Annotated in this window: 14 protein-coding genes; 12 read left to right on the forward strand and 2 right to left on the reverse strand. The window is 63.9% G+C overall.

Annotation, left to right across the window (positions count from 1 at the left end):
• Window positions 1–200 precede the first annotated feature (200 nt).
• Window positions 201–620, reverse strand: a complete 420-nt coding sequence (locus tag O3297_RS16235; protein ID WP_305049165.1) for a hypothetical protein — start codon at window positions 618–620, stop codon at window positions 201–203.
• 280 nt (window positions 621–900) lie between these two features.
• Between O3297_RS16235 and O3297_RS16240 the strand changes: the two genes are divergently transcribed.
• Window positions 901–1,971, forward strand: a complete 1,071-nt coding sequence (locus O3297_RS16240; RefSeq protein WP_305049166.1) for a hypothetical protein — start codon at window positions 901–903, stop codon at window positions 1,969–1,971.
• A 14-nt stretch (window positions 1,972–1,985) separates the two neighbouring features.
• Here the strand turns inward: O3297_RS16240 and O3297_RS16245 are convergent, their stop codons facing one another.
• Window positions 1,986–2,945: a LysR family transcriptional regulator gene (locus O3297_RS16245; protein ID WP_305049167.1), complete on the reverse strand. Its 960-nt coding sequence runs from the start codon at window positions 2,943–2,945 to the stop codon at window positions 1,986–1,988.
• A 109-nt stretch (window positions 2,946–3,054) separates the two neighbouring features.
• On the opposite strand from O3297_RS16245, the gene O3297_RS16250 reads away from it, so the two are divergent.
• The 11 genes from O3297_RS16250 (at window position 3,055) to O3297_RS16300 (ending at window position 16,313) form a co-directional block, all read left to right on the forward strand.
• On the forward strand, window positions 3,055–3,894 hold the full coding sequence (locus O3297_RS16250; RefSeq protein ID WP_305049168.1) for a phytanoyl-CoA dioxygenase family protein: 840 nt from the start codon (window positions 3,055–3,057) through the stop codon (window positions 3,892–3,894).
• Window positions 3,894–4,712 (forward strand): sugar phosphate isomerase/epimerase, encoded by an 819-nt coding sequence (locus O3297_RS16255; RefSeq protein ID WP_305049169.1) that lies wholly within the window; start codon window positions 3,894–3,896, stop codon window positions 4,710–4,712. The genes O3297_RS16250 and O3297_RS16255 overlap by 1 nt, the downstream gene beginning before the upstream one ends.
• Window positions 4,713–4,813: 101 nt before the next feature.
• Window positions 4,814–5,275: a MarR family winged helix-turn-helix transcriptional regulator gene (locus tag O3297_RS16260; protein ID WP_034786515.1), complete on the forward strand. Its 462-nt coding sequence runs from the start codon at window positions 4,814–4,816 to the stop codon at window positions 5,273–5,275.
• A 165-nt stretch (window positions 5,276–5,440) separates the two neighbouring features.
• The gene (locus tag O3297_RS16265; RefSeq protein WP_305049170.1) at window positions 5,441–7,816 is read left to right on the forward strand and encodes a M1 family metallopeptidase; all 2,376 of its coding nucleotides are present in this window, start codon (window positions 5,441–5,443) and stop codon (window positions 7,814–7,816) included.
• Complete coding sequence (locus O3297_RS16270; protein WP_305049171.1) at window positions 7,813–8,319, forward strand: DUF6702 family protein; 507 nt, start codon at window positions 7,813–7,815, stop codon at window positions 8,317–8,319. Before O3297_RS16265 ends, O3297_RS16270 begins: the two co-directional genes overlap by 4 nt.
• A complete protein-coding gene (locus tag O3297_RS16275) occupies window positions 8,316–10,352 on the forward strand; it encodes a TonB-dependent receptor (protein ID WP_305049172.1) in 2,037 nt (678 codons plus the stop codon). Before O3297_RS16270 ends, O3297_RS16275 begins: the two co-directional genes overlap by 4 nt.
• A 103-nt stretch (window positions 10,353–10,455) precedes the next feature.
• Window positions 10,456–11,190 (forward strand): 2OG-Fe dioxygenase family protein, encoded by a 735-nt coding sequence (locus tag O3297_RS16280; RefSeq protein WP_034786511.1) that lies wholly within the window; start codon window positions 10,456–10,458, stop codon window positions 11,188–11,190.
• Between the two features lie 142 nt (window positions 11,191–11,332).
• Window positions 11,333–12,694 (forward strand): hybrid sensor histidine kinase/response regulator, encoded by a 1,362-nt coding sequence (locus O3297_RS16285; protein ID WP_034786510.1) that lies wholly within the window; start codon window positions 11,333–11,335, stop codon window positions 12,692–12,694.
• Window positions 12,695–12,959: 265 nt separating this feature from the next.
• Window positions 12,960–13,688 (forward strand): CerR family C-terminal domain-containing protein, encoded by a 729-nt coding sequence (locus O3297_RS16290; RefSeq protein ID WP_305049173.1) that lies wholly within the window; start codon window positions 12,960–12,962, stop codon window positions 13,686–13,688.
• On the forward strand, window positions 13,685–15,124 hold the full coding sequence (locus O3297_RS16295; RefSeq protein WP_305049174.1) for an efflux transporter outer membrane subunit: 1,440 nt from the start codon (window positions 13,685–13,687) through the stop codon (window positions 15,122–15,124). The genes O3297_RS16290 and O3297_RS16295 overlap by 4 nt, the downstream gene beginning before the upstream one ends.
• Before the next feature lie 13 nt (window positions 15,125–15,137).
• Window positions 15,138–16,313 (forward strand): efflux RND transporter periplasmic adaptor subunit, encoded by a 1,176-nt coding sequence (locus O3297_RS16300; RefSeq protein ID WP_305049175.1) that lies wholly within the window; start codon window positions 15,138–15,140, stop codon window positions 16,311–16,313.
• Window positions 16,314–16,315 lie beyond the last annotated feature (2 nt).

A 16,315-nucleotide genomic window follows, 5' to 3' on the forward strand; every position in this document is an offset into this window, starting at 1 on the left:
GCGAAGTCAGGCGTAGGTCGCGCAGGTCGGATCAGCGGGGCAAAGCCCTGCGTAATCCGACAACATCGTTGGCTCCCGTATGCACACCAGGAGCGGCTGAGAAAATGCTCAGGGCTAGGCGCCGCCCCGAAGACAGTACTTCAGTACAGTAAGTAAATGCAGGGCAGGCAACAACACCGAGGGTGTTGTATCAACCGCTCTTAAACTTTAACGCTTTCGGGCTTGGCGATCAGCGTGCGCGGAATGATATCCGTTGCCGGGCAAGACTCCATCGCATCCGAATACGCGAGCCAGCGCTGCAGGCTTTCCATGCGGCGGATGGTGATGCCCTTGCCATTGATATAGCCGATCTGCTCGAAATTGGCGGGGCTGGTGGTCAGTTTCGATACGGTGGGCGCATTGTCGACCAAGCGGTCGTAGGCCTTGCGCGCCTTGTTCTCCCACTTGGCCAGCACGGGATCGTCAAAACGGTTGCTTTCAAAATACACGGTGATGGTGCGGTCGTGGTTGGCAAAGCCGACGATGGCCGCACCCTTGCGTATGGTCAACAGGACATCTTCCTTCACGCCCGTGACGGGAACGAAGACGGCGGCGCGCCCATCCGTATCCGGCCGTTCCATGGGAATATCTTGTCCGATTATGCTCATCACATCACACTCTTAGTCATCGCCTGCTGGCTTGTTGTCCCTGCATCACTGAAAGCGTGCCATGCGCATGCGCGCGTTTGCCGCTGCGCCGGGCCGCTTCCAGGCTGTTTGTCAAATAATACATTGCCGTAAAGCACTACACAAGATAATCAGGGACGCGGCAGCCGCTTGTCCTCCGCCGGATGGGGAATGGTGTGCCCAGCGGCAATCGCCTTATAATGCTGCGATTACTTCACGTCCCCACCTCCGCACCATGACGCTTCCCGAGAATGACACCAGCCGGCTCGACGCCATCAGCGCCGCCGCCACCGAAGTGGCCGCGCAAAACGTGGCCGACCTGCTGGCCATGGCCATCTGCCACCGCCCGGATGAACCGTCCCTGATCGTCTGCGACAAGCGCAGCTGGCTCAATGTCGTGTTGACGGAAGCGTATCGCCATGCCTTGCCCGACGCGACCTTCATCGATTTCGACGAGGTCACGCCCGATGCCGTGCTGGCTGCCTTTGCCGAGCTGCCGGCCGGCAGCCTCGTCGTGCTGATCCAGTCGACCAGCTTCCGCCTGGAAGCGTTCCGCATCCGCATCGAGCTGTTCAAGCGGGGCCTGAAGGTCATCGAGCACGTGCACCTGTCGCGCATGCCCGGCGTGCAGGGGCTGCATTACATCGCTTCGCTGGCGTACGATCCCGATTACTACCGGGGCGTGGGCCATGCACTGAAAGCGCGCATCGACGGCGCCCGCCACGGCATGGTCGACAGCGGCGGCGAGCAGCTGGTCTTTGCCTCGCCGTTCGAATCGGCCAAGCTGAATATCGGCGACTACAGCGGCATGAACAATATCGGCGGCCAGTTCCCGCTGGGCGAAGTGTTTACGGAAGCGCAGGACCTGGAAGCGGTCAATGGCCGCGTGCGCATCTTTGTTTTCGGCGACACGCACTTCATGGTCAACCGCCCCGACACGCCGATCACCCTGATCATCGAAAAGGGCAGAGTCACGGGCACGGAGCACGCCACGCCGGAATTTACCGCCATGCTGGAGATCATCCGCGCGCACGAAGGCGAAGTATGGGTGCGCGAACTGGGCTTCGGCATGAACCGCGCCTTTTCGCGCGAACAGCTGGTCAACGACATCGGCACGTATGAACGCATGTGCGGCATCCACCTGTCGCTGGGCGCCAAGCACGGCGTCTACGCCAAGCCGCAATTCAAGCGCAAGGATGCGCGCTACCACGTCGACATCTTCGCCGTCACCGAAGCCGTCTACCTCGACGACGAAAGAGTGTACGCGGATGGCGCGTGGACGGTGGAACCCCTCGCGCTCAACTGAGCCTCAATTGACCCTCAGCTGAAAAAACCTGCCGCTGCCAGCTCGCGGTCCCACGGCGGCACGGGCTGGTATTCGGCCACCAGGAAATCGATCAGCGCGCGCACCTTGGGCGACGGCTGGCGGCTGGCCGGATACAGGGCGCTCAAGTGATTCAGGGGTAGCTCCCAGCCGGACAGCACGGGCAGCAGACTGCCATCGAGCAGATTGCGCCAGGCGAGAAACGTCGTGCTGTAGACGATGCCGAGTCCCCGCTGCGCCGCCTGGTGCAGCACCAGGCCGTTATTCGCCGTGAAGCCCGCCTGCACGCGCACGCTCACCGCTTCTTGCTTGCCGCCTTCCCCACGCTGGAAATGCCAGTTCGTGCCATCCGTCAGGTGGCTGAAATGCAGGCACTGGTGCTGCAACAGCTCTTGCGGCGTCTGCGGCACGCCCCATTGCGCCAGATAGGCGGGGCTGGCGCACAGCACGGCGCGGCACGGCGCCAGCGGGCGCATGGCCAGCGCGCTGCTGTCCGGGATGCCGCCCACGCGGATGGTCAAATCAAAACCGTGGCGTATCGGGTCGAGCAGCGCATCGTCGACAAACAACTCGGCCTGCACCTGCGGGTGCAGCAAACTGAAACGGGCGACGGCATCGGCCAGCCACGCGCTGCCGAAACTCGATGGCGCCTGGATGCGCAGCGGCCCGGCCAGCTCCGCCCCCGCTCCCGCCTGCGCCACGTGCGCCACCATGCGCGCCGCCTCCTGCGCCTGGCTGACGGTGGCCATGCACGGCGCCAGATAGGCGCGGCCCGCATCCGTCAAGCTCACTTCGCGCGTGGAGCGGTGCAGCAGCCGCGCATGCAAGCGCTCCTCCAGCTGCATGATGGTCTTGCTGACCATGGCCCGCGTCAGGCCCAGGCGCTGCCCGGCCAGCGTGAAGCTGCGCTGACGCGCCACTTCGACAAAGATTTCCATCGCTTTTAATTGATCCATGTCAAAGATTGTCATCGTTTTGGCGACAATCTGTCAACCGTTGGGCAATTGTTTGCCGCCCTCGCCCATCCTACAATGGCGCTTTCCATTGACCTCCGGAGCCGCCGCCATGCTGACAATCCCGCAACAAGAACAATACCAACGCGACGGCTACATCATCCTGCCCGATTTCAAGGGTGCGGACGAAATCGCCGCCCTGCGCGCGCGCGCCGAGCAGATTGTCAACGAATTCGATCCCAGCGTCAGCCAATCGATCTTCACCACGCGCGACCAGGCCAAGAACACCAACGATTATTTCCTCGCTTCCGACAACACCATCCGCTGCTTCTTCGAGGAAGAGGCGTTTGGTCCGGACGGCCAGCTGAAGCAGGCCAAGTCCCTGTCGATCAACAAGATCGGCCACGCCATGCACGACCTCGATCTCGTCTTCCGCAGCTTTTCTGCCGATCCAAAACTGGCCGCAGTGGCGCGCGACCTGGGCCTGGCGGACGCGCAGGTTTGGCAATCGATGTACATTTTCAAGCAGCCCGGCATCGGCGGCGAAGTGCGCTGGCACCAGGACGCCACGTATTTCGAAACCACGCCAGTCAGCGTGACCACCTTCTGGTTCGCGCTGGAAGACGCCACCCTGGACAATGGCTGCCTGTGGGCCGAACCGGGCGGCCACCGCGGCCCCCTGCGCGAACGCTTCATCCGCAACGGCGACCAGGTGCGCGTGGAAAAACTCGATGCCATGCCCTGGCCCGACGACAGCACGGCCGTGCCACTCGAAGTGAAGGCCGGCGCCCTCGTCTGCTTCCACGGCTTGCTGCCCCACTACAGCGCGCCGAACCGCTCGCCCGTCTCGCGCCACGCCTACACCTTGCACGCCACGGACGGCCAGACGGAATACGCGGCCCACAACTGGATACAGCGCGACGATACCTTCCCCGTGCGGGGCTTCGTCTGATGCGCATCGACGTCTTTGCCGCCCACTGGGGCAATAACGAGCTGCCGCCGGACGTCTTCATCGACAGGGTAGCGACGGCCGGCTTCGACGGCATCGAAATGTCGCTGCCGCTGGACGCGGCACTGCGCGAGGAGTGGACGGACCGTATCGCCAAGGCGGGACTGCAGCTGATCGCCGCGCAGTGGGAAACCGTGTTCCACAGCGACTTCGAGCAGCACCGCGCCGCCCTGGCGGAACTGCTGGAAAACGCCTGCCTGGCGCGCCCCGTGCTGGTCAACACCCACACGGGCAAGGATTACTACAGCCAGGCGCAAAACGCGCAGCTGATCGACCTGGCCGCCGCCATCTCGAAAAAACACGGCGTGCCCATCGCGCATGAAATCCACCGCAGCCGCTTTTCCGGCCACCCGATGTTGCTGCTGCCCTACCTGGCGCAGTATCCCGAGCTGCCATTGACGGCCGACCTGTCGCACTGGTGCTGCGCCTGCGAATCCCTGCTGGAAGACCAGCCGCAGACGCTGGCGCAAGTACTGCCGCTGGTGCGCCACGTGCATGCCCGCGTGGGCCATGCGCAGGGTCCGCAGGTAGCCGACTTCCGCGCGCCGGAGGCGAAACCGGCGCTCGACGCCCACCTGGCCTGGTGGGACGCCATCGTCGCCCTGCGCCGCGCCGCCGGCGCCGAGCGCATGACGTTCACGCCGGAATTCGGCCCCGCGCCATATACGCAAACCCTGCCCTGGACGCAGCAGCCCGTGAGCGATGCCTGGGAACAGAACGTCGCGATGCTGCATCTGCTGCGCGCGCGTTACGCGCAGTAGTTCGTCACAGGCACTCTCCATGCACCGGGCCAGCCGGTCCGGTGCACACGTGCATACCAGCCATGCTTGTCATTAAGTAGCGCGCTATATATACTGTGCCCATGGATACCACCACCTCCCCCAACCCCTTGCACCAGGTGCCGCGCCTGGACAGCCAGCTGTGCTTTGCGCTGTACTCGACCTCGCTTGCCATGAACAAGCTGTACCGCAAGCTCCTGCGCAAGCTCGGCCTTACCTATTCGCAATACCTGGTGATGATGGTGTTGTGGGAACGCGACGGCTTGACGGTGTCGGAAGTGGGCGAGCGCCTGTTCCTCGACTCGGCCACCCTGACCCCCCTGCTCAAGCGCATGGAGCAGTCGGGCCTGTTGACGCGCACGCGCGCCGCCAGCGACGAGCGGCAAGTCATCATTTCCCTCACGCAGCAAGGCGACCAGCTGCGCCATGAAGCAGCCTTGCTGCCCGAAGCCATCCTGACGGCCAGCCACTGTAGCGTAGAGCAAGTTGTGGACATGAAACAACAGCTGAACCAGTTGCGCGACAGCCTGATGAAAAGTGAGTAAAAACGCCGCTTTTCCGAGCAAAATCAGGTAAAGCATTGCCCTGACGGCGCAAGGCAAAAGCTGGCGCAAAATCCGCCTTTCTTTATTACAAATCGATACATGGATGGCCTCACCCTGCGTATAGAATAGTTGCCACTATTTCCTTACAACAACATCAGGGTGAATATGCGCATACCTTTCGGCTCCGTAGCCTCGCTGGCTCTTTGCTTTACCGTATCGGCCTTCGCCGCCGAACCCTTCGACGACAAGTTCCGCCAACTCGAAGAGGTGTTGCCTACCCCGAATACCTACCGCACCGCCTCAGGCGCGCCGGGCCACGCCTACTGGCAGCAGCGCGCCGACTACACGCTGCGCGCCACCCTGGACGAAGCCAAACGCGAGATCGCCGGCAGCGGCACCATCACCTACCATAACCAGTCGCCCGACACCCTCGGCTACCTGTGGGTGCAGCTGGACCAGAATATCTACAAGCCCGATTCCGACGCGCGCCGCATGACCACGGCGCCGTCGCGCCAGGCATGGGCCAGGACGGCGGGCGAAGACACGATGAAATTCGAAGGCTTGCGCGGCCTCCTGGCGCGCGGCGACTTCCAGGGCGGCTTCAATATCCGCGCCCTGAAAGGCGCCGATGGCCGGCCTTTGACGTACGTTATCAACCGCACCATGATGCGCATCGACTTGCCGCAGCCATTGAAACCGGGCCAGGATTTCGCCTTCCAGATCGACTGGGATTACCGCATCAACGAACAGAAGGTGCTGGGCGGGCGCGCCGGCTATGAAGTCTTCGACGACAAGAACGCCCTGTTCGAAGTGGCGCAGTGGTTCCCCCGCATGGCCGCCTATTACGACGCGGCCGGCTGGCAGCACAAGCAGTTCCTCGGCTCGGGCGAATTCACCCTGGAATTCGGCGACTACGACGTGCAACTGACGGTTCCGGCCGACCATATCGTCGCTTCCACGGGCCAGTTGCAGAACCCGCAGGACGTGCTGTCTTCCGCACAGCGCGAGCGCCTGGAAAAGGCCCGCGGCAGCGACAAGCCCATCGTCATCGTCACGCAAAAAGAGGCGGAAGCGGCCGAAAAATCCGTCAGCCGCGCGCAAAAGACGTGGCACTTCAAGGCGGCCAACGTGCGCGACTTCGCCTGGGCCTCGAGCCGCAAGTTCATCTGGGATGCGCAGGGCTACAAGAAGGGCGGCAGCGATGTGATGGCCATGTCCTACTATCCGAAAGAGGGCAATCCGCTGTGGGAAAAATACAGCACGCAAGCCATCGTGCACACGATTGAACAATACAACAAGTACAGCATCGACTACCCGTATCCGACGGCCATTTCCGTCAACGGCCCCGTGGGCGGCATGGAGTATCCGATGATCTCGTTCAACGGCCCGCGCCCGGTGAAAGACAAAAAGACGGGCGAGCTGACGTATTCGAAGCGCACCAAGTATGGCTTGATCGGCGTGATCATCCACGAAGTGGGACACAACTACTACCCGATGATCATCAACTCGGACGAGCGCCAGTGGACGTGGATGGACGAAGGCCTCAACACCTTCGTGCAATACCTGGCACAGCAGGCGTGGGAAGAAAACTACCCTGCCTCGCGCGGTGAACCGCGCGAAATCGTCGACTACATGCGTAGCCGCGACCAGGTGCCGATCATGACCAATTCCGAATCCCTGCTGCAGTTCGGCAACAACGCCTACGCCAAGCCGGCGGCGGGCCTGAACATCCTGCGCGAGACCATCCTCGGGCGCGAGCTGTTCGACTACGCGTTCAAGGAATATGCGCAGCGCTGGAAATTCAAGCGCCCCACGCCCGCCGATTTTTTCCGCACCATGGAAGACGCTTCCGGCACGGACCTGGACTGGTTCTGGCGCGGCTGGTTCTATACCACCGACCCGGTCGACATCAGCATCGACGGCATCAGCGAATACGGCGTAAGTTCAAAAGATCCGGCAACGGAAAAGGCCTGGAAGAAGGCGCAGAAGGACGCCCAGCCGGAATCCGTCACGAGCCGCGCCAACAAGGGCATGCCGCGCCGGGTCGACGCGCATCCGGAGCTGAAGGATTTCTACAACCAGCACGACGATTTCACGGTGACCAACAAGGACCGCAACTCCTATGCCGAGGCGCTGGCCGCTCTGGAACCGTGGGAAAAGGACTTGCTGAAACAGGGCAAGCACCTGTACCTGGTCGACCTGTCGAACGTGGGCGGAATGGTCATGCCGCTGATACTCGAAATCGAACTGAAAAGCGGCAAGAAGTACGTCGAGCGCGTGCCGGCCGAAGTGTGGCGCTATTCGCCGAAGAAAATCACCAAGGTCGTCATCACGGACGAGCCGATGGTGGGCCTGGTGCAGGACCCGTACTGGGAAACGGCCGACATCGACACCAGCAACAATAGCTGGCCGCGAAAAATCACGCCATCGCGCCTGGAACTGTTCAAGAGCGAGAAGTCGCCCAAGGATAACCTGATGCGCGACTTTCATACGCCATTGAAAGGCAAGAATGGCGGCTCGGCCAAGGGCGACGAGGCATGAAGCGCTGGCGCGCGCTGGCTTGCGCCACGCTGGCCTGCGCCAGCATGGCGGCCGGCGCCCATAATTTCCACATGGGTATCGCCGACATCAGCTATAACGCGGCCAGCGGGAGCACGGAAGTGGTGCACACCTACACGGGCCACGACGTCGAGGCGCTGCTGACGAACCTGTACCAGCGCCAGTTCGACCTGGGCCAGGAGGACAGCGAAGCGGCCCTGCGCCGCTATGTCGAAAAACAGTTTTACCTCGTGGGGCCGGATGGCAAGCGCCTGCGCCTGAACTGGGTCGGCATGAAGGTCAATGCCGACAACGTGGTGATCTTCCAGGAGATCGAACGCACGCGCCTGGCCCCCGCCACGCGCATCCATAACCAGTTGCTGATCGACTTCCTGCCCAGCCAGCGCAATACCCTCAACGTGCAGGACAGCGGCAGCATCCAGACGTTGATCTTCGACCGCCAGAACACGGAACTGCCGATCCGCCAAGTCCCACCACACCCATGACGCCACGCCATCTTCCCCTCCTCCTCGCCGCCCTGTTTTCCGCAGCGACCGCCCACGCCGACGACATCTTCCAGCGCGTGCTGGTCGACGGTTCGCGCCTGAACCAGCTGGGCGTGGCCGATTCGGCCAACGCGGGCAGCGTCACGCAACAGCAGCTAGACGCGCGCACCAGCTACCGGCCAGGCGAACTGCTCGAAGCCGTGCCGGGGCTGATCGTCAGCCAGCATAGCGGCGAGGGCAAGGCCAACCAGTTCTACCTGCGCGGCTTCAATCTCGATCACGGCACGGATCTGCGCACCACCGTCGACGAGATGCCCGTCAACCAGCGCAGCCATGGCCACGGCCAAGGCTGGACGGACCTGAACTTCCTGATCCCCGAACTGGCCATGCGTCTCGACTACAAAAAGGGGCCGTATTCGGCGGAGCAAGGCGATTTCTCCTCGGCCGGCGCGGCGTCCGTCGTCTACGCGAACCGCCTGACGCAAGGCATCGCCAGCGTGGGCATCGGGCAGAACGGCTTTCGCCGCGCCCTGCTGGCCGATTCGCTCGATGCGGGCGACGGCAGCCTGCTGTACGCGCTCGAAGCGCAGCACAACGATGGCCCGTTCACGCAGCCGGACCGCTACCGCAAGCTCAATGGCGTGCTGCGCTACAGCGAAGGCTATGCCAACAACGGCTTCAACGTCACGGCCATGGCGTATGACGCCAGCTGGAACGCCACCGACCAGATTCCGCTGCGCGCCGTGCAGGACGGCACGCTGGGCCGCTTCGACGCCATCGATGCCAGCGATGGCGGCAAGGCGCAGCGCTACAGCCTCTCGGGCGCCTGGCGCCAGACAACGGACGACATGTCGTCCAGGGTCAGCGCATATGTGATCGCCAACCGCCTGGCCCTGTTCTCGGATTTCACGTACGCGATGGATGACCCCGATAACGGCGACCAGTTCGCCCAGCCGGACCGGCGCGTGACGTCCGGGATCAACGCCAGCCACACCTGGCACCGCCACACGGACAGGGGCAGCAGCGACACCACCATCGGCCTGCAGCTACAGAACGACAATATCCACAATGGCCTGTACAACACGCGGCAGCGGCAGATCCTGTCAACCACGCGGCAAGACCATATCGTCGAATCGAGCCTCGGCGTGTATGGCGAAAACAGCACGCGCTGGTCGCGCTGGCTGCGCACCGTGGCCGGCCTGCGCGCGGACGCCTACCGCTTCGACGTGCGCAGCGACCGCGCCGCCAATTCAGGCAAGACCAGCGACCATTTGTTCAGCCCCAGCCTGAGCGTGATCGCCGGGCCGTGGCGCGATACGGAAGCGTATTTCAACATCGGCAATGGCTTTCACAGCAACGATGCGCGCGGCACGACGATCACGGTCGACCCGAAGACGGGTGTAGCGGCCGACAAGGTCACGCCTCTGGCGCGCTCGCGGGGACTGGAACTGGGCTTGCGCAGCGCCGCCATCGCCGGCCTGCAAACCTCGCTGTCGCTGTACCGCCTGGACTTCGATTCCGAACTGCTGTTCATCGGCGACGCAGGCGCCACCGAGGCGGGCCGCCCCAGCCGCCGCTACGGCATCGAGTTTTCCAGCTACTACAAGGCGGCAAGCTGGCTGTCGCTGGACCTGGACCTGGCGTATGCGCGCGCACGCTCGCGCGGCAGCGACCCGGCGGGCGACTTCATCCCCGGTGCCATAGAAGGCGTAGCCCAGCTGGCCATGACGGTGACGCCGCCGGGGCCGTGGTCGGGTTCTTTGCGCCTGCGCTACTTCGGTCCGCGCCCCCTGATTGAAGACAACAGCGTGCGCTCCGCGGCCAGCGTGGGCTTGAACGGGCGCATCGCCTACCAGATCGACAAGACCTTGCGCGTGGAGCTGGAAGGCTACAACCTGGCCAACCGGCGCGACTCGGCCATCGATTACTACTATGCCTCGCGCCTGCCCGGCGAGGCGCAGCCCATCGACGACATCCACTTCCATCCGGTGGAATCGCGCTCGCTGCGCCTGACCCTGGTAAAGAATTTTTAACTCAACAAGAATAATTCCTGTCGCACTGCACAGGAAACGCCGCGAAGTCGTAGAATGCCAGGCTGGATAAACTGAGACAGGCCGCATTGCGGCCAGCACCGCCATGAGCACTTCCGCACCGATCTTTACCGACCCGTCCCACGTCAAGGATGCCTTGCGCGATGACGGCTATGCCGTGCTGCGCCCGCAGGACGTGGCCGCGCTGGCCGGCTGCCCGCTGGCCGCGCTGCGCGCGCTGGAGCCGAGCTGGAATACCCTGGCGCTGGACAATTACCTGAAGGATGGCGGCCGCTATCGCCGCCGGCGCCACTCGTGCTTCGTGCAGGATGGCGAGCGCCTGACCCAGACGGCGCACCGTCCGCACTGGCAACCGGTGGAATACAACGCCCTGCACGGCGGCATGCACCGCCTGTTCGAACCGGTCGAAGCGGCTATCGTCGCGCAAGCGGCCTGGCAGCAGCTGATCCGCGCGCTGGGCGACGCCTGCTCGCAGGTGAAGGGCAGCCAGCCCTGGTTCATCGAGGCGCACCAGTTCCGCATCGATACGACCGATGGCATCGGCCGGCCCACGCCGGAAGGCGCGCACCGCGACGGCGTCGATTTCGTCGCCGTGCTGCTGATCGGGCGCGAACAGGTCAAGGGCGGCGAGACGCGCATCTTCGAAGCAGACGGCCCCAACGGAAAGCGCTTTACCCTGACCGAACCGTGGTCGCTGCTGCTGCTCGACGATGCCGCCGTGATCCATGAATCGACGCCGATCCAGCCCATCGGCGAACATGGCCACCGCGATACGCTCGTGCTGACCTATCGCGCAGGCCAGTTCCAGGGCGAAAACTGACAAGCGGCCACAGCATTCCCTGTGGCCAAAATAGTTACTTGGAAGTTACTTTTGCAGACCTAAATCCGATATAGTCATACGATGTCGATATTGTGCGCTCACTGCGCCCAGCATCACCACACTGAAATCCTAGGAGAGGTCTGTGGACTCCAACAACCAAATCAAGCCTGACGAAATCGAGATCCTGATCGTCGAGGACAGCCCGACCCAGGCGGAGCGCTTGCGCCGCCTGATCCAGTCCCTGCACTATAACGCGCGCGTGGCGGCGAATGGCCAGCTGGCCCTGGCCGCCATCCGCGAGCGCAAGCCACACCTGGTGCTGTCCGATATCGTCATGCCTGAAATGAATGGCTACGACCTGTGCCGCGCCATCAAGTCCGATCCGACCCTGCGCGACATCCCCGTGATCCTCGTCACCTCGCTCAACGATCCGAAGGACATCATCCGCGGCATCGAGTGCGGCGCCGACAATTTCATCCGCAAGCCCTACGCGGAAGACTATCTGCTCAACCGCATCAGCCACATGCTGATGAACCAGAAGCTGCGCAAGAACCAGAATGTGGAAATCGGCATCGCCCTGTATCTGGGCGACCAGAAGCATTTCATCAATGCGGAACGCCAGCAAATCCTCGACCTGCTGATCTCCACGTATGAGCAGGCGGTGCAGGTCAACGGCGAGCTGCAGGCGCGCGAACGCCAGGTGATCGAGCTGAACATGCGCCTGGCGCACCATGCGGCCGAACTGGAAACCATCAACCGCGAAATCGCCCTGAAAAACCTGGAACTGGCCGAAGCGAGCCGCATGAAGTCGGCCTTCATCGCCAACATGTCGCATGAACTGCGCACGCCATTGAACGCCATCATCGGCTTCACGGGCGCGCTGCTGATGAAACTGCCCGGCCCCCTGACGTCCGACCAGGACAAGCAACTCAATACCATCCGCGCCAGCGCGCGCCATCTGCTCTCGCTGATCAACGACATCCTCGACGTCGCCAAGATCGAAGCGGGCAAGCTGACCCTGTCGATCGAGCCCGTGCACTGCCAGGAGCTGATGGCAGACGTGGCCGACACGCTGCGCCCCCTGGCCCAGCAAAAAGGCCTGGCGCTGGAAATGGCACTGGGAGAAGCGGGCCAGCCGCCCGCCATCATCGACACGGACCGCCGCGCGCTGACGCAAATCCTCATCAACCTGCTCAACAACGCCATCAAATTCACGGAACAGGGCACGGTGCGCATCAGCCTGTCCCAGCGCGACGAAGACGGCGTGCTGGTGACGGAAATGAGCATCGCCGACAGCGGCGCCGGCATCAAGGAAGAAGACCAGGCCAAGCTGTTCCAGGCCTTCTCGCAGCTCGATTCCACCTCCACGCGCCACGTGGAAGGCGCGGGACTGGGCCTGTACCTGTGCCAGAACCTGGCCAACGCCATCGGCGGCGCGCTGTTCTTCAACAGCGACTACGGTTCCGGCAGCACGTTTACGCTGGCACTGCGCAGCAAGGCCTGACTTTCTGTGCGCCGCAGCATGGAATGCTGACTTTTTGCCATCCAGAAGAGACCGATACAGTAGTTCTACGGTATTGCACTGCACCATTTTCGGCGCTATAGTAGAACTGTCTCCTCCAATTCGTTCTCCGAACATTGGATTCCGCCCGCGAATACAACCGCGGGCTTTTTTTTGCCTGCGTTTTTCACGCATCTTCATCCTTTCTTAACTAAATCAAACGATTTAGTTATATCAATCGTTTGAGATATATGTTTAAATCTCCGGCATGATTGAAAAAAACGCCATCCCCACCTCCCACGCCGACGACGGGCGCAAGCCCCGTTCCGATGGCGAACAGTCGCGCGAGCGGCTGCTGCATAGCGCCATCCGCCTGTTTGCCGAACAGGGTTACGCCAAGACGTCCACGCGCGAGCTGGCGCAGGCGGCCGGCACCAACGCGGCGGCCATCAGCTACTATTTTGGCGACAAGGCGGGCCTGTACCGCGCCGCCTTCTCCCATCAACTATCGAATCCACAAGACAATATCGCCCTGTACGAGCAACCCCATTTCACCCTGCGCCAAAGTCTGGAAGGCTTTTATGCGCAATTGCTCGCCCCCATGCAGCAGGGAGAAATCGCGCGCGACTGCATGCGCCTGTGGTGCCGCGAGATGCTCGAACCGACGGGCCTGTGGGCGCGCGAGGTTGACCAGAACATCCGTGCCGAACACGAGGCGCTCACGCGCGTGCTGGCACGCCACCTGGACGCGCCCGACGACAGCGACGACATGCACCGGCTGGCCTTTTCCATCGCCTCGCTGGCCCTGCAGCACATGGTCGGCGCCGAGGTGCTGCACACCTTGCGCCCGCAACTGATGGAAACGCCGCACGCGATCGATGCCTGGCTGGCGCGCATGACCGACTACGCGCTGGCCATGGCCGACGTGGAGCGCCGGCGCCTGGCCATTCCTCCCTCTCCCCCCACCGCTCAACGACAAGCAGAAGGACAAGCATGACGACTATTCAATGCACCGTTCAACGCGTCCTGGCCGCCAGCATCGTGCTGGCGCTGGGCGGTTGCGCCCTGCAGGGGCCGCCCGCAACGGTGGCCGCCAGCACGCCCGCGCAGTGGCAGGCGCCGCTGCCGCATAACGGCAAGCTGACGGACCTGTCCAGCTGGTGGCAGGGCCAGGGCGACAGCCTGCTGGTGGAATTGATCACCGACGCACAGCAGGTCAGCCCGACCATCGCCGCCGCCGGCACGCGCATCGTGCAGGCGCGCGCGGATCGCATCGCCGGCGGCGCCGCGCTGGCGCCCACGCTCGATGCGACAGGCAGCGTGGTGCGCACCAGCCAGCAATCGGCGCAGCCCAGCGGCACCACCTCGCAGGCGGCCTTGCAGGCGTCGTGGGAAATCGATGTGTTTGGGGCCAGGCGCGCCACGCGCGATGCGGCGCAAGAACGCTACGACAGTGCCCGCGCCGGCTGGCATGAGGCCCGCGTCTCGGTCGCCGCCGAAGTGGCAAACCAGTACTACGCCTTGCGCACCTGCCAGCAATTGCAGGCCGTGGCCGAACAGGATGCCGTCTCGCGCCGCGACTCGGCACGCCTGACGGAACTGAGCGCCGGCGCCGGCTTCCAGCCGCCCGCCAATGCCGCCCTGGCCCGTGCCAGCGCCGCCGAAGGCGCCAGCCGCGCCATCGAACAGCGCGCCGCCTGCGACGTGAATATCAAGGCGCTGGTGGCCTTGTCGGCCATGCCGGAAGACTCGCTGCGCCAGAAGCTGGGGGCCAGCCCGGCGGTCCTGCCCTCGCCCGTGGCGATTGCGCAACTGCCGGCGCAAACCCTGGGCCAGCGTCCCGACATCTACAGCGCCGAACGCGAAGTGGCGGCCGCCAGCTTCGAAGTGCGCGGCGCGCAGGCGCAGCGCTACCCTCGCCTGAGTCTGGCCGGCTCCATCGGCAAGGGCAATATCCGCGCCGGCGGCACCAGCATCACGGCCAGTACCTGGAGCATCGGCCCGCTGGCCGTCAGCCTGCCCATCTTCGACGGCGGCACCCGCCGTGCCCAGGTCGACGCGGCCACGGCGCGCTACGACGAAGCCGTCGTGAAATACCGCGCCGGCGTGCGCCAGGCCGTGCGCGAAGTGGAAGAGGCATTGGTCAACCTGGCCAGCACGGACGCGCGTAGCGGCCATGCGAAAACGGCCCTGGAAGGCTACCGCGTGTCGTTTGTCACCACCGAGGACCGCTACAAGAATGGCCTGGCCAGCCTGATCGAACTGGAAGACGCGCGCCGCACGCGCCTGGCCGCCGAAAACACGGTGGTCAACCTCGAGCGCGAACGCAGCGCCGCCTGGGTGGCGCTGTACCGCGCCGCCGGCGGCGGCTGGAGCAGCAGCAGCAGCAGCAGCAGCAGCAGCGCCATCGCCATCGCCAACAATGCCCCCTGACGGATACGACAACATGAAAAAAATGACCCTGAAACCGATGGCTCTCGCCCTGGCCGCCCTTTGCGTTGTGCTGGGCGCCGGCGTGGCCCTGTACTCCCCTTCCTCCACGGCGGCCGACGACGCCAAGGATAAGAACGCGGCGCAAAAGCCGGCGCTCACCGTCACCACGGCCAAGCCGCAAACGGCGAGCCTGCCCATCAAGCTGAAGGCCAACGGCAACGTGGCCGCCTGGCAGGAAGCCGTCATCGGCAGCGAATCGAACGGCTTGCGCCTCACCGAGGTGCGCGTGAATGTCGGCGACGTCGTGCGCGCCGGCCAGGTACTGGCCGTGTTCTCGAACGACACGGTGAACGCCGACGTGGCGCAGGCGAAGGCCGCCGTGCTGGAAGCGGAAGCGAATGCGGCAGAAGCGGCCGCCAACGCGCAGCGCGCCCGCTCGCTGCAAAGCACGGGCGCCATCAGCGCGCAGCAGATCAGCCAGTACCTGACGGCCGAACAGACGGCTAACGCGCGCATCGCGTCCGCCAAGGCGCAACTGGCGTCGCAGCAGCTGCGCCTGAAATACACGCAGGTGCTGGCGCCCGACAGCGGCATCATTTCCTCGCGCTCGGCCACCGTCGGTTCCGTCGTCGGTGCCGGCACGGAACTGTTCCGCATGATCCGCCAGGGCCGCCTCGAATGGCGCGCCGAAGTGACGGCAACCGAGCTCATGAGCCTGAAACCGGGCACCCTGGCGCAGGTGAAGGCGGCCAACGGCAGCGTTTTGACGGGCAAGGTGCGCATGATCGCCCCTACCGTCGATCCGCAGACGCGTTCCGCCCTCGTGTATGTCGACCTGCCGGCCAGCGCCGGCAACAATGCGCCGTTCAAGGCCGGCATGTACGCCAGCGGCGAATTCGAACTGGGTAACTCGGGCGCGCTGACGGTGCCGCAGCAGGCGATCGCCGTGCGCGATGGCTTCAGCTATGTCTTCCGCCTGAATGCCGACCAGCGGGTCAGCCAGATCAAGGTGCAGGCCGGACGGCGCCTGAGCGACCGCATCGAGATTTTAGGCGGCATCACGGCCGACACGACCATCGTCGTCAGCGGCGCAGGCTTCCTCAATGACGGCGACCTGGTACGCAATGTTCAAAACCCGGTAGCAACCCCGGTCGCAGCAGCAGCCAAGCCGGCCGCAGCGAAAAAGTAAGG

The organism is Janthinobacterium sp. SUN128, assembly GCF_030587275.1.
In the GTDB taxonomy this organism is placed as follows: domain Bacteria; phylum Pseudomonadota; class Gammaproteobacteria; order Burkholderiales; family Burkholderiaceae_D; genus Janthinobacterium; species Janthinobacterium lividum.

What these genes read in the sequence shown, in the direction of transcription:
- O3297_RS16255 (WP_305049169.1), top strand. Translation starts at nt 3,894, where the DNA reads ATGCGCATCGACGTCTTTGCCGCCCACTGGGGCAATAACGAGCTGCCG.
- O3297_RS16250 (WP_305049168.1), top strand. Translation starts at nt 3,055, where the DNA reads ATGCTGACAATCCCGCAACAAGAACAATACCAACGCGACGGCTACATC.
- O3297_RS16295 (WP_305049174.1), top strand. Translation starts at nt 13,685, where the DNA reads ATGACGACTATTCAATGCACCGTTCAACGCGTCCTGGCCGCCAGCATC.
- O3297_RS16290 (WP_305049173.1), top strand. Translation starts at nt 12,960, where the DNA reads ATGATTGAAAAAAACGCCATCCCCACCTCCCACGCCGACGACGGGCGC.
- O3297_RS16245 (WP_305049167.1), bottom strand. Translation starts at nt 2,945, where the DNA reads ATGGATCAATTAAAAGCGATGGAAATCTTTGTCGAAGTGGCGCGTCAG.
- O3297_RS16235 (WP_305049165.1), bottom strand. Translation starts at nt 620, where the DNA reads ATGGAACGGCCGGATACGGATGGGCGCGCCGCCGTCTTCGTTCCCGTC.
- O3297_RS16240 (WP_305049166.1), top strand. Translation starts at nt 901, where the DNA reads ATGACGCTTCCCGAGAATGACACCAGCCGGCTCGACGCCATCAGCGCC.
- O3297_RS16260 (WP_034786515.1), top strand. Translation starts at nt 4,814, where the DNA reads ATGGATACCACCACCTCCCCCAACCCCTTGCACCAGGTGCCGCGCCTG.
- O3297_RS16300 (WP_305049175.1), top strand. Translation starts at nt 15,138, where the DNA reads ATGAAAAAAATGACCCTGAAACCGATGGCTCTCGCCCTGGCCGCCCTT.
- O3297_RS16280 (WP_034786511.1), top strand. Translation starts at nt 10,456, where the DNA reads ATGAGCACTTCCGCACCGATCTTTACCGACCCGTCCCACGTCAAGGAT.
- O3297_RS16265 (WP_305049170.1), top strand. Translation starts at nt 5,441, where the DNA reads ATGCGCATACCTTTCGGCTCCGTAGCCTCGCTGGCTCTTTGCTTTACC.
- O3297_RS16275 (WP_305049172.1), top strand. Translation starts at nt 8,316, where the DNA reads ATGACGCCACGCCATCTTCCCCTCCTCCTCGCCGCCCTGTTTTCCGCA.
- O3297_RS16270 (WP_305049171.1), top strand. Translation starts at nt 7,813, where the DNA reads ATGAAGCGCTGGCGCGCGCTGGCTTGCGCCACGCTGGCCTGCGCCAGC.